This window comes from Oceanobacillus halotolerans (genome assembly GCF_010993955.1).
Classification (GTDB): Bacteria; Bacillota; Bacilli; order Bacillales; family Amphibacillaceae; genus Oceanibacillus_A; species Oceanibacillus_A halotolerans.
In genome coordinates this window covers 260,753-273,075 of the sequence record NZ_WIXL01000002.1, presented here as the reverse complement: position 1 = coordinate 273,075, position 12,323 = coordinate 260,753, and the positions used below count along the sequence as shown (strand labels likewise).

General features: G+C 37.0%; 13 protein-coding genes. All 13 read left to right on the top strand.

The window, feature by feature from the left end:
* Window positions 1–67 precede the first annotated feature (67 nt).
* The 13 genes from dnaJ (at window position 68) to GHC26_RS04305 (ending at window position 12,311) form a co-directional block, all read left to right on the top strand.
* Window positions 68–1,192: a molecular chaperone DnaJ gene (dnaJ, locus tag GHC26_RS04365; RefSeq protein WP_163970047.1), complete on the top strand. Its 1,125-nt coding sequence runs from the start codon at window positions 68–70 to the stop codon at window positions 1,190–1,192.
* A gap of 50 nt (window positions 1,193–1,242) precedes the next feature.
* Window positions 1,243–2,193 (top strand): 50S ribosomal protein L11 methyltransferase, encoded by a 951-nt coding sequence (gene prmA / locus GHC26_RS04360; protein ID WP_163970046.1) that lies wholly within the window; start codon window positions 1,243–1,245, stop codon window positions 2,191–2,193.
* A gap of 17 nt (window positions 2,194–2,210) precedes the next feature.
* Window positions 2,211–2,969, top strand: a complete 759-nt coding sequence (locus GHC26_RS04355) for a 16S rRNA (uracil(1498)-N(3))-methyltransferase (RefSeq protein ID WP_163970045.1) — start codon at window positions 2,211–2,213, stop codon at window positions 2,967–2,969.
* Window positions 2,969–4,321 (top strand): tRNA (N(6)-L-threonylcarbamoyladenosine(37)-C(2))-methylthiotransferase MtaB, encoded by a 1,353-nt coding sequence (gene mtaB / locus GHC26_RS04350; RefSeq protein WP_163970044.1) that lies wholly within the window; start codon window positions 2,969–2,971, stop codon window positions 4,319–4,321. The genes GHC26_RS04355 and mtaB overlap by 1 nt, the downstream gene beginning before the upstream one ends.
* Window positions 4,322–4,440: 119 nt before the next feature.
* Window positions 4,441–5,112, top strand: coding sequence for a deoxyribose-phosphate aldolase (deoC, locus tag GHC26_RS04345; RefSeq protein WP_163970043.1), 672 nt, complete (start codon window positions 4,441–4,443; stop codon window positions 5,110–5,112).
* Between the two features lie 247 nt (window positions 5,113–5,359).
* On the top strand, window positions 5,360–5,533 hold the full coding sequence (rpsU, locus tag GHC26_RS04340) for a 30S ribosomal protein S21 (protein WP_163970042.1): 174 nt from the start codon (window positions 5,360–5,362) through the stop codon (window positions 5,531–5,533).
* Between the two features lie 18 nt (window positions 5,534–5,551).
* On the top strand, window positions 5,552–6,001 hold the full coding sequence (locus tag GHC26_RS04335) for a GatB/YqeY domain-containing protein (RefSeq protein WP_163970041.1): 450 nt from the start codon (window positions 5,552–5,554) through the stop codon (window positions 5,999–6,001).
* A gap of 791 nt (window positions 6,002–6,792) precedes the next feature.
* A complete protein-coding gene (locus tag GHC26_RS04330; RefSeq protein ID WP_163970040.1) occupies window positions 6,793–8,139 on the top strand; it encodes an NfeD family protein in 1,347 nt (448 codons plus the stop codon).
* 12 nt (window positions 8,140–8,151) lie between these two features.
* On the top strand, window positions 8,152–9,144 hold the full coding sequence (floA, locus tag GHC26_RS04325; protein WP_163970039.1) for a flotillin-like protein FloA: 993 nt from the start codon (window positions 8,152–8,154) through the stop codon (window positions 9,142–9,144).
* A gap of 30 nt (window positions 9,145–9,174) precedes the next feature.
* Window positions 9,175–9,714 carry a hypothetical protein gene (locus GHC26_RS04320; RefSeq protein WP_163970038.1) on the top strand — a complete coding sequence of 180 codons (540 nt, stop codon included), beginning with the start codon at window positions 9,175–9,177 and terminating at the stop codon, window positions 9,712–9,714.
* A gap of 96 nt (window positions 9,715–9,810) precedes the next feature.
* The gene (gene yqfC, locus GHC26_RS04315; RefSeq protein WP_163970037.1) at window positions 9,811–10,101 is read left to right on the top strand and encodes a sporulation protein YqfC; all 291 of its coding nucleotides are present in this window, start codon (window positions 9,811–9,813) and stop codon (window positions 10,099–10,101) included.
* A 9-nt stretch (window positions 10,102–10,110) separates the two neighbouring features.
* Window positions 10,111–11,346: a sporulation protein YqfD gene (yqfD, locus tag GHC26_RS04310; RefSeq protein WP_163970036.1), complete on the top strand. Its 1,236-nt coding sequence runs from the start codon at window positions 10,111–10,113 to the stop codon at window positions 11,344–11,346.
* Between the two features lie 2 nt (window positions 11,347–11,348).
* Window positions 11,349–12,311, top strand: a complete 963-nt coding sequence (locus tag GHC26_RS04305; RefSeq protein ID WP_163970035.1) for a PhoH family protein — start codon at window positions 11,349–11,351, stop codon at window positions 12,309–12,311.
* Window positions 12,312–12,323 lie beyond the last annotated feature (12 nt).

Sequence of the window (12,323 nt, the reverse complement as noted above, 5' to 3'; positions counted from 1 at the left end):
GCTATGACAACATAAATGATGATATGATAAAACGTATGCTATAGTGTATCGGGAGAGTGATTAACAAGTGAGTAAACGAGATTATTATGATGTGCTAGGTGTTGATAAAAATGCCTCTAAAGATGAGATAAAAAAAGCATATCGAAAATTAGCAAGAAAGTATCATCCAGATGTGAATAAAGAAGCAGATGCTTCAGAAAAATTTAAAGAAGCGAAAGAAGCTTATGAAGTATTAAGTAATGAACAGAAACGTGCTCAATACGATCAATTTGGCCATGCAGGAGCACAAGATCAAGGATTTGGTGGTTTTGGTGGTGGTGCACAGGACTTTGGAGGTTTTGGTGATATATTCGATATGTTCTTTGGTGGTGGCACAAGACGTGATCCAAATGCACCACGCCAAGGAAATGATCTACAATACACGATGACACTAGGTTTTGAGGAAGCAATCTTTGGTAAAGAAACAGATATACGTATACCAAAAGAAGAGAATTGTGATACTTGTAATGGATCTGGAGCAAAGCCAGGTACCAAAACGAAAACATGTACCCATTGTAATGGTTCGGGTCAATTAAATACGGAACAAAACACACCATTTGGTCGTGTTGTCAATCGGCGTGTATGTCACCATTGTAATGGTTCTGGAAAAATCATTCCGGAAAAATGTAATACATGTGGTGGTACTGGTAAAGTTAAAAAACATAAAAACATTCATATTTCCATTCCAGCAGGTATTGATGAAGGACAACAAATTCGTGTAGCTGGAAAAGGGGAGCCTGGCGAAAATGGAGGACCACCTGGAGATTTATTCGTTGTCATTCAAATTAGACCTCATGAATTTTTTGAGCGAGAAGGAGACCACATCTATTGTGAACTCCCATTAACATTCTCACAAGCAGCTTTAGGTGATGAAGTGGAAGTACCAACTGTACATGGGAAAGTAAAGTTAAAAATACCAGCAGGGACACAATCAGGTAAGACCTTCCGATTAAAAGGAAAAGGTGCTCCAAATGTTCGCGGATATGGACATGGTGATCAACATATTAAGGTTCGAATTGTGACACCAACCAAGCTTACAGATAGACAAAAAGAGTTATTACGTGAATTTAATGAAATTGAAGGAAACGAATCATTGGACGAACAAGAAGATTCTATTTTTCAACGATTTAAAAAGGCATTTAAAGGTGATTAGTGGCGGTGTTTCATGATACACCGCATACATAGAAGAAATGAGTGAGAACGATGAAATGGTCTGAAATATGTATTCATACCACCAATGAAGCAGTAGAACCGATTTCAAATATCCTGCATGAAACAGGAGCAAGTGGGGTTGTGATTGAAGATCCAATGGACCTTGAAAAAGAAAGGGATACGTTTTTTGGGGAGGTCTATGATCTAAGTGAAAATGATTATCCAGAAGAAGGCGTATATGTAAAGGCCTACTTACCAATAAATAGTTTTTTAGGTGAAACAGTCGATCAAATTAAACAAGCGATTAATAACCTCATATTGTATGATATCGATATTGGACTAAATAATGTGACATTAAGTGAAGTACATGAAGAGGAATGGGCAACAGCTTGGAAAAAATACTATAAACCCGTAAAAATTTCAAAAAAAATAACCATCATTCCGACTTGGGAAGAATATACCCCTGTATCAACAGATGAAATCATCATAGAACTTGATCCAGGAATGGCTTTTGGTACAGGAACACACCCTACAACCGTATTAAGTATACAAGCTTTGGAACAATATCTGAATAAAGGGGACACCGTTATTGATGTAGGAAGTGGTTCAGGTGTATTAAGTATAGCTTCTGTTTTATTAGGAGCTGATCAAGTATTTGCTTACGATTTAGACGACATTGCTGTAAAAAGTACAAAAATCAATGCTAAATTAAATAAAATAGACAAGCAAATTGTGACAAAGCAAAATAATTTACTAGATCATGTTCAACGAAAAGCAGATGTTATTGTATCTAATATACTAGCAGAAATTATTGTACGTTTTGTAGAAGATGCATGGAATAACTTAAAAGAAGGCGGATTGTTTATAACATCTGGTATTATTCAGGCAAAAAAACAACTTGTCGTAAAAAAATTAGAAAAATGTGGCTTTACAATCATTGAGGTCAATGAGATGGAGGATTGGGTTTCCATTGTAGCGAAGAAACCAGTCTTAACTCCATAAGGAAAGTGGTGTGTTAGTTGCAACGATATTTTATTTCCGAGGAAAAGTGGTACAAAGATGAAGTCCACATAAGTGGTGATGATGCGCACCATATCATTCGTGTTATGCGTCTTAAAGAAGGTGATCAACTAATTTGTAATCATCCTGACGGGAGAGTAGCCATTTGTGAAATAACAGCAATTGACAACGATATGGTACAGGTTTCCATAAAAGAATGGTTGGAGGAATCAGTGGAATTACCTGTAGATGTAATAATTGCACAAGGACTACCGAAAAGTGATAAACTAGAACTTGTACTACAAAAAGGTACGGAATTAGGAGCTGCTGGCTTTATTCCTATTCAGGCAGATCGTTCTGTTGTGAAATGGGATATGAAAAAAGCTGCAAAAAAAATGCAACGCTTTGAAAAAATTATGAAAGAAGCGAGCGAGCAAAGTCATCGTAATCGAATTCCTAATATAATGCCAATACAATCTACAAAAGAGTTAGTTCAACAGGCTACTTCCTATGATGTAAGGTTATTTGCATATGAAGATGAAGCAAAACGGACTCCATCTCAACTTTTGAGGGATGTGTTTGATCAAATTAAGCCAGGCCAAACCATACTTCTTTTTATTGGCCCTGAGGGGGGTTTTTCCAATAACGAAGTGAATTTGTTGTTGCAAAATGGATTCAATCCCATCCGTTTAGGACCACGTATCTTGCGTACTGAAACAGCACCATTATATGTATTAGCAACTATTTCATATCATTTTGAAGAATCGGGGTGTCCATAATGCCAAAAGTAGCATTTCATACGTTAGGCTGTAAAGTAAATCATTATGAAACAGAAGGAATTTGGAGAATGTTTAAAGAGGACGGGTATGAACGGGTCGAGTTTGACCGTCAAGCAGATGTATATGTCATTAATACGTGTACAGTGACTAATACAGGAGATAAAAAAAGCCGACAAGTCATACGTCGAGCAGTAAGAAAGAATCCAGAAGCAATTGTTTGCGTAACTGGTTGTTATGCGCAGACTTCTCCAGGAGAAATCATGGAAATTCCAGGTGTCGATATTATTGTTGGGACACAAGATCGCAAAAAAATGATCGGTTACATTGAAGAACACCAAAAAACGAGGGAACCAATTAATGGTGTATCCAACATTATGAAGAACCGGGTGTTTGAAGAAATGGATGTACCAGCATTTACAGACCGAACCAGAGCTTCATTAAAAATTCAAGAAGGGTGTAATAACTTTTGTACATTTTGTATCATTCCTTGGTCAAGAGGTCTTTTACGGTCAAGAGAACCTGAAAATGTTATTAAACAAGCACAAAGCCTTGTCGATGCTGGTTATAAAGAAATCGTTCTAACAGGAATCCATACTGCTGGCTATGGAGAGGATATGAAGGATTATAATTTTGCAAAACTATTAAAAGAACTTGAAGCTAAGGTAGATGGTCTGAAGCGAATTCGTATCTCTTCTATTGAAGCGAGCCAAATTACAGATGAGGTAATAGAGGTATTAGATCAATCTGAAAAAATTGTTCGCCATTTACATATCCCATTACAATCTGGATCTGATTCGGTATTAGAGCGCATGCGACGTAAGTATTCTAGCAGTTATTATAAGCAAAAAGTCGATAAAATAAAAAAAGCCTTGCCTAACTTAGCTATTACGTCGGATGTTATCGTCGGATTTCCTGGCGAAACAGAAGAGGAATTTCAAGAGACGTACAATTTTGTAAAAGAAATTGGCTATGCAGAATTACATGTATTTCCATTCTCTCGTCGGACAGGAACACCAGCTGCAAGAATGGAAAATCAAGTTGATGATCATACAAAACACAGACGAGTTCAAGAAATGATCGAATTATCGAATCAGCTTGCAAAAGAATATGCATCTAATTTTGAAAATGATGTTTTAGAAGTCATTCCAGAAGAACGGGATAGTGATGAACCAGGTACACTTGTTGGATACACAGATAATTATTTGAAGGTGAAGTTCTCTGGAACAGAAGATATGATTGGAAAACTTATCCGAGTGAAAATTGATCGTGCTGGTTATCCTTATAACGAAGGAAAATTTGTACGTGTTATAGAGGATGCAACACATGCACAACAAATCAAAGCTACATCTTAATCCCAGTTCTTACTGGGATTTTATAATGTATAAAGATAATGATGTTAGTAGCAATTTAAGAAGGGACATGCTATGATTGGACATAGATGTACGTACAACAATAGAAAGGGAGTTAAACCATGACGAAGGAATTGGCTAAGTATATTGACCACACACAATTAAAACCGGATACAACGAAAGAAAAAATGGATACTATTATTGAAGAGGCTCGTGAAAATGGATTTGTATCCGTATGTGTAAATCCTCATTGGGTTAGTTACTGTTATAATCAGTTAAAAGATACGAACGTGAAGGTTTGTACCGTAATAGGGTTTCCACTTGGAGCTACTACTTCAGCAGTTAAGGAATTTGAAACAAAACAAGCGATCTCAGATGGTGCTGAAGAAGTTGATATGGTTATTAATATAGGAGAGTTAAAGTCTGGAAATACTGATTTTGTGAAAAAGGATATTAAATCAGTTGTTGATGCTGCTAAAGGCAAAGCTCTTACAAAAGTTATTATTGAAACATCCCTTCTAAATGATGATGAAAAACGTATTGCTTGTAAGCTGGCAAAAGAAGCTGGTGCAGATTATGTTAAAACATCAACAGGTTTTTCTGGTGGTGGGGCTTCTGTTGAAGATATCCGTCTCATGCGTGAAGTAGTTGGTGACGAAATGGGTGTCAAAGCTTCTGGAGGAGTTCGTGATTTAGAATCTACCAATGCTATGATTGAAGCTGGTGCAACAAGAATCGGAGCTAGTGCAGGTGTTGATATTATAGCAGGGAATAAAGGAACAAGTGATTATTAAAAAAGGCTGTTTCTAAAAGATTGTTTCAATCCACACCCTTTTATGAGTGATGAAGTTTTATCTAATAGTTGATGAAAATGTGACGTAACTTTAACTTGACTAACATAAGTAAACCAAGGCTTGATGAAAAGCCAAGTTGTCTAATAAAATTTGACCTTTAGACCTAAGTATATTATAATTTAACAAGGCATGTGATTTACATATGTCTGTATAATCCTGTTGATGCTTCGGAGGGAGGGAAATTAGTATGTCAAATACAACTCGCGTTCGTAAAAACGAGTCTCTTGAGGATGCTCTTCGTCGCTTTAAGCGTAGTGTATCAAAAAGTGGTACATTGTCTGAATATCGTAAGCGTGAATATTATGAAAAACCAAGCGTTCGTCGTAAGAAAAAATCAGAAGCTGCTAGAAAACGTAAATAACAAAGAGGGTGCAGGTAGATGTCATTAATTAATAAACTTAATAACGATATGAAACAAGCAATGAAGAATAAAGATAAAGATACCCTTAGTGTTATTCGAATGATTAAAGCTTCTGTTCAAAATGAATCGATTAATCTTGGTAAAGACGAACTTTCAGAAGACGAAGAATTAACCATTTTGTCTAGAGAGTTGAAACAAAGAAAAGATTCCCTCCAAGAATTCAAATCAGCTGGACGCGATGATCTTGTAGAAAAGTTAACTCAGGAGATCACTATTTTACAAGAATATATGCCAAAACAGCTAACAAATGATGAACTTGAGGATATAGTAAAAACAACGATTCATGAAGTGAATGCGACATCGAAAAAAGAAATGGGTAAAGTTATGAGTGCGATTATGCCAAAAGTAAAAGGGAAGACAGACGGCGCCAAAATTAATCAACTAGTGCAAAAGCACTTAAATTCATAACTCCATAAAAGATAAGTTTAACAAAAACCCTTGTCAACTATAGTATGACAAGGGTTTTTAAAAAGGCTTTTTTCTAAAAGATTGTTGCTTTCAGGTATGAAACGTCATGCATATAAGATATATTATACGCAGTAACTTTGACATGCATCTTTATCATCATTTATAGGATGAGTGCTCAACCACCGCAGCGGAAAAACACTCGCTTTCACCATGGGCACAAGGGCAACATCTGTTCAAACTCCCAGCGGTCGTTTTCACAGTGTTTTCTTTCCCTCGGGGAACGCTTCAGCCTCCTCGCGAGCAAAGTACGCTCGCTGCGGGGTCTTCAGACTGTTCCTTTTCCGTAGGAGTCTCGCATTTTCCGCAGCTTCGAACAGCTTTCTATACAAGGAATAAGACACTATAATCCAATGTGTCTATTACTCGCTTGGATCAATTGTGCATTGTCAATAAAAATGATTAAAATTAGGACAGCTCACTTTAGCGAAGGAAATACACGGAGACTCCTGCGGGAGAAGAGGCATAGGTGAGACCCCGGAGTGCGTAGCACGAGGAGGCTCAACAGCCGCCCGCGGAAAGCGAAGTGTATTTCCGTAGCGGTTTTTTAGATAAAACTACTGCATATAATATACATTATGTGTCGTAGAAAACAACAAAGTATGCGAAAAGCCCTCTAAAAATAAGTTTTTCAGTCCCTGAAATGATACACATAGTAGAAATAGGTTATAATAAAATGAAACTTTTTATAATATGGCACGTATATACAAATACAACGTTAAGGAGGTGTCATCTTGAGGTATAAGCGATTGATAACATGGATATTTAGTTTAGTTTTCCTTTTACCATTACTTGTCTTTATTCCTTTTCATTCTTTCAATGCAGAGGAGGATAGTAGTGGCAAATTAGTATACATAATACCAATTGAAAAAGAGGTTGAACGTGGTTTAGAAGCATTTCTTTCCAGAACCACTGAAGAAGCGGTAACTGAAGGTGCGGACCACATTATATTTGAAATTGATACGCCCGGTGGAAGAGTAGATTCTGCTGGACAAATTGGAACATTACTGCAAGACTTAGAAATAACAACAACTTCATACATTGTGAATGAGGCATTATCTGCGGGCTCCTATATCGCTTTAAATACGGATCATATTTATATGAAACCACATGCTCGTATGGGCGCAAGTGGGGTCATTAATCAAGATGGTACGGCAGCAGATAAAAAGGCACAATCTGCCTGGTTAGCTCAAATGGAATCGGCTGCAGAATCGAAAGGAAGAGATCCACTTTATGCTAAAGCAATGGCAGATGAAAGTATCGACCTTCCTGAATACGGTGCAGGTGAAGGGGAATTTTTAACATTAGGACCAAATACTGCAGTTGAAGTAGATTATGCAGAAGGTATTGTCGAAGATCGTGTACAGTTGTTAGATCAACTTGGCTTGTCGAATGCGACAGTGGTGGAGACAGAAACGACCTTGTCAGAAGAAATTGCGCGTTTTTTAACAAACCCTGTCGTTATCCCGATATTGTTGTCAGTAGCAAGTCTGGGATTGATTGTTGAGTTATATTCCCCAGGATTTGGAATTCCAGGTATCATGGGAATTGTTTCATTAATTTTATTTTTCTATGGACATATTGTTGCAGGATTAGCTGGAATGGAAGCTATTGTTCTACTGATTGTAGGCATTGTACTGATTATCGCCGAGTTTTTTGTACCAGGTGGGATTATCGGACTGATAGGTATTGGGGCTGTCATCGCATCCCTTATTATGTCTGGATATGATATTGGCCATATGTCTATGAGTATTGCTATCGCATTTATTGTAGCAGTAGTAGCCTCGGTTGTTTTATTTAAAACAATTGGTATGGAAAAAGGTTTTTTTCGACATATTATTTTAAAGGACCAAACAACAACCGAACTAGGCTATGTGTCTTCTGAAAATCGTTTAGAATTAATTGGTTTGGAAGGTACGACCGTGACCCCATTAAGGCCATCTGGTACTGCAATATTTGACAATGAGCGATTAGATGTTATATCAGAGGGGGGATTTATTGCACTTAATAAACCAGTGAAAATTGTTAAAGTTGAAGGAGTTCGTATTGTTGTTCGCGAAATAGTTAACAAAGATGAATAGGAGGAATTACATATGAGTATTCAAGAGTTAACACCAATTATTGTTATTGCAGTTATTATAATTGCAGTTGCAGTCTTATTTACGTTTATACCTGTCATGCTATGGATTAGCGCATTAGCTGCTGGTGTGAAAGTCGGTATCTTTACTTTAGTTGGAATGCGCTTACGTCGGGTTGTACCATCACGTGTGATCAATCCGCTAATTAAGGCGCATAAAGCTGGTTTAAATGTAACAACCAATCAACTAGAGAGTCACTATTTAGCTGGTGGTAATGTGGACCGTGTAGTTAATGCATTGATTGCAGCTCACCGTGCCAATATCGAGCTATCATTTGAACGTTGTGCAGCAATTGATTTAGCAGGCCGTGATGTTTTAGAGGCAGTACAGATGAGCGTTAATCCAAAGGTTATTGAAACACCGTTTATCGCTGGTATTGCCATGGATGGAATTGAAGTAAAAGCGAAAGCTAGAATCACCGTGCGCGCAAATATTGACCGCTTAGTCGGGGGTGCTGGTGAGGATACGGTTATTGCCCGTGTAGGTGAAGGTGTCGTAAGTACAATTGGTAGTTCAAATGCACACACAAAAGTGCTGGAGAATCCAGATTCCATTTCCCATAATGTATTGAATAGTGGTTTAGATGCAGGTACTGCTTTTGAAATTTTGTCCATCGATATTGCAGATGTTGATATCGGCAAGAACATTGGTGCTATTTTACAAACTGACCAAGCTGAGGCAGATAAAAATATTGCACAGGCTAAAGCAGAAGAAAGACGTGCAATGGCTGTTGCCCAAGAGCAAGAAATGGTTGCACGTGTGCAGGAAATGCGTGCAAAAGTTGTGGAAGCAGAAGCAGATGTTCCACGAGCTCTATCAGAAGCATTACGTTCAGGAAACATGGGTGTAATGGATTATATGAATTACCAAAATATAAATGCCGATACCGATATGCGTGACACAATCGGAAAATTAACGAAAGATGAGAATGATGAAAATGAACAGTAATTTTAAATCTCCTGCAAGAGGAGGGTTTTCATGCAAGGTCTCCTAGAAGCAATTTTTAGTAACTTTTTCATCATTATTGTGATTATTGCTGGTTTATTAGGATTCTTGCGTGACAATGCTGCTAAAGGTAATAAAAAACAAGAGCAAAGACCTAGACAACAGCGGCCAAGTCCAACACGTCAACCAAGACCATCAAGAACACCGAGTGGACCTACTCAAGCAAAAAAAGTAGACTCTTCTCCAGTTGATTCATCACGCCAGATTCAAAGCACTTCTATTGAACAACAAAGAGAAGATCAAATGAAGCGGTTAGCAGATCAAATCCAAACAGAAGGTAAACAAGACTTAGATGAAAAAGTACAAAATGAAGCAATACAAGATATAATGCAGACAAACGAGGATAAAAGACAAAAACAACAATTAACAGAAGAACAATTTCAATTAAAGCAGCAAATAAAACACAATTTAACGAAAAAGGGATTGGTAAATGGTATTGTTATGGCCGAAGTACTTGGACCCCCTAGGTCAAGAAAGCCATATCAAAGCATTATCCATGAACGAAATAAATAGCGATTTTGTGACCACCAACAATATAAATTGTTGGTGGTTTTTTGTTCTTATCTTCTCTATTGCGTCATAATTATGATGTAGAGAGGGGGTTGCGCCTTGAAAAATTGGCAACATCGTATTAAATCATGGTTAATTAACTACTTAGCACTTCCTTCTGATGTGATGTTGGAACTACCCAGAATTACGGTGATAGGACAATTACATGTATACATAGAAAATCATAAGGGGATAGCGGTCTACTCAGATAATGAATTAACGCTAAAAGCAAATAAAGGCTACATTCAAATCAAAGGGTCTTCCTTCGTTTTAAAGATGATGTTACCTGAAGAAATTTTATTAGAAGGTCATATTTCAGATATAAAATTCTTGCCGGATATTCAAGAGTAGGAGGGGAAAATGAAACGTATACAAGGGTCTTATTTGAGAGGATATGTAAAAGTATTAGTAAAAGGGGAACGACCAGAGCGGTTTTTCCAAGCGTGTACGAATAGAGGAATTGCAGTTTGGGATATAAAAAAAGAAACAAATAACACTTGTTCAGGAAATGTTGCATTAGGGGATGTGAAATACTTAAAGCAGATTAAACGAGAAACAAACGACTATAAGTTGCGTTTTATAGGTCGAAAAGGGTATCCATTTCTCATTAATCAGTTTTTTCAAAAAAAACCACTTTTACTTGGATTGTGTTTAAGCCTATTATTAATTGTTTTTTTATCTAATATTGTTTGGGAAGTAAAGATTACTGGCGTTCCAAACGATTTAGAAGAGAAAATAACTAATCAATTAGAACAATATGGTGTGCATCGTGGCTCATGGTCTTTCACAATTGACTCACCAAGTGTTATTCAACAGAGGTTGTTAAACGATGTACCTGAACTTTTATGGGTTGGTGTTCATAAAAAAGGGACAACTTATATGTTAGAAGGTGTCGAAAAAGTAGTAGTAGAAGAAGAAGAGGTGGATGGTCCGCGTAACCTGGTTGCAACAAAAAAAGGTGTTATTCAAGAAATGTATGTGTCAAAAGGTGTTCCTAAAGTACAAGTTAATGATTATGTAGAACCAGGTGACGTATTAGTATCTGGCGAAATACCATCTGGACAAGCATCTGAAGGGGAAGAAGAAAATGATGATGAAAAAGATGAGGAAGAAGTGGAGTTGATTGCTGCAGAAGGCGACATCACTGCTAAAACATGGTATGAGACAAATGTAGAAGTTCCATTAAGTACGAATAATGAGACGTTAACTGGAAATAAAGAAAAAAAATATGCCATAAGGATTGGGAACATCGAATTTCCGATTTGGGGATTTAAGTCACCTGAATATGATCAAATACATCGCGAAAAATATGAACAACCAATCCATTTTCTTACATGGGAATTGCCTATTAAATTTGTTACCACTACATTAAGCGAAAAGGAATACCATGAAGTGGAAAGAACGAAAGAAGAGGCAATCGATTATGGGATTAAACAGGCTAAACAAGAATTGCAACTTCACTTAGGTCCAAAAGCAGAAATAATTTCTGAAAAAGTTTTGCATGAAACTACGGAGAATGGTAAAGTTAAATTAACGTTGTATATTACTGTAGAAGAAGATATTGTAAAAGAAGAGCCTATAAATCAAGGAGATTGATTATGTCAGAAAACCTAAGTGTCATTGATTTGCAATTAACAAATCCAAATGAAGCACTGACTTTATTTGGAACAAATGATAAACACTTAAAACAGCTTGAAGAACAATTACAGGTCTCGATTGTCACCAGAGGAGAACAGGTTCGTGTATCTGGTTCAGAAGAAGATATTGTACTTGTTCAAGACATCTTGCTAACCTTGCTTTCTGTCGTCCGCAAAGGATTAACCATTTCTGAACGTGATGTTGTATATGCAGTTGATTTAGCAAAGGATGGGAAAATCAACCAGTTTGAAACCTTATTTGAGGATGAAATTACGAAGAATGTAAAAGGCAAATCGATTCGTGTCAAAACATTAGGACAAAAAAATTATATTACAGCTATTAAGGAAAATGATCTCGTTTTTGGGATTGGACCCGCTGGAACAGGAAAAACGTATTTGGCAGTGGTCATGGCTGTACATGCATTAAAAAATGGAGAAGTAAAACGGATTATTTTAACCCGACCAGCTGTTGAAGCTGGTGAGAGTTTAGGCTTTTTACCAGGTGACTTAAAAGAGAAAGTCGATCCTTATTTAAGACCTTTATATGATGCATTACATGATGTATTAGGTGCAGAACACACCATTCGTTTAACGGAGCGGGACACCATAGAAATTGCGCCTTTAGCATACATGCGTGGAAGAACCCTTGATGATGCCTTTGTCATTTTAGATGAAGCACAAAATACAACACCGGAACAAATGAAGATGTTTTTAACACGTTTAGGATTTGGTTCCAAAATGGTTATTACTGGTGATATCACACAGGTCGATTTACCAAAAGGTGTAACGTCAGGGTTACACGTTGCAAGTAAACGATTAGCATCTGTAAAAGGAATCTCGTTTATTTATTTGACGCAAACTGATGTGGTTCGCCATCCACTAGTTCAACGAATAATTGATGCCTATGAACAAACAAATGATTAACGATGCCTATGT

Excerpts from the sequence above, each read along its gene's own strand:
- prmA (WP_163970046.1), top strand. The coding sequence starts at position 1,243 with ATGAAATGGTCTGAAATATGTATTCATACCACCAATGAAGCAGTAGAA.
- mtaB (WP_163970044.1), top strand. The coding sequence starts at position 2,969 with ATGCCAAAAGTAGCATTTCATACGTTAGGCTGTAAAGTAAATCATTAT.
- deoC (WP_163970043.1), top strand. The coding sequence starts at position 4,441 with ATGACGAAGGAATTGGCTAAGTATATTGACCACACACAATTAAAACCG.
- rpsU (WP_163970042.1), top strand. The coding sequence starts at position 5,360 with ATGTCAAATACAACTCGCGTTCGTAAAAACGAGTCTCTTGAGGATGCT.
- GHC26_RS04335 (WP_163970041.1), top strand. The coding sequence starts at position 5,552 with ATGTCATTAATTAATAAACTTAATAACGATATGAAACAAGCAATGAAG.
- floA (WP_163970039.1), top strand. The coding sequence starts at position 8,152 with ATGAGTATTCAAGAGTTAACACCAATTATTGTTATTGCAGTTATTATA.
- GHC26_RS04320 (WP_163970038.1), top strand. The coding sequence starts at position 9,175 with ATGCAAGGTCTCCTAGAAGCAATTTTTAGTAACTTTTTCATCATTATT.
- yqfD (WP_163970036.1), top strand. The coding sequence starts at position 10,111 with ATGAAACGTATACAAGGGTCTTATTTGAGAGGATATGTAAAAGTATTA.
- GHC26_RS04305 (WP_163970035.1), top strand. The coding sequence starts at position 11,349 with ATGTCAGAAAACCTAAGTGTCATTGATTTGCAATTAACAAATCCAAAT.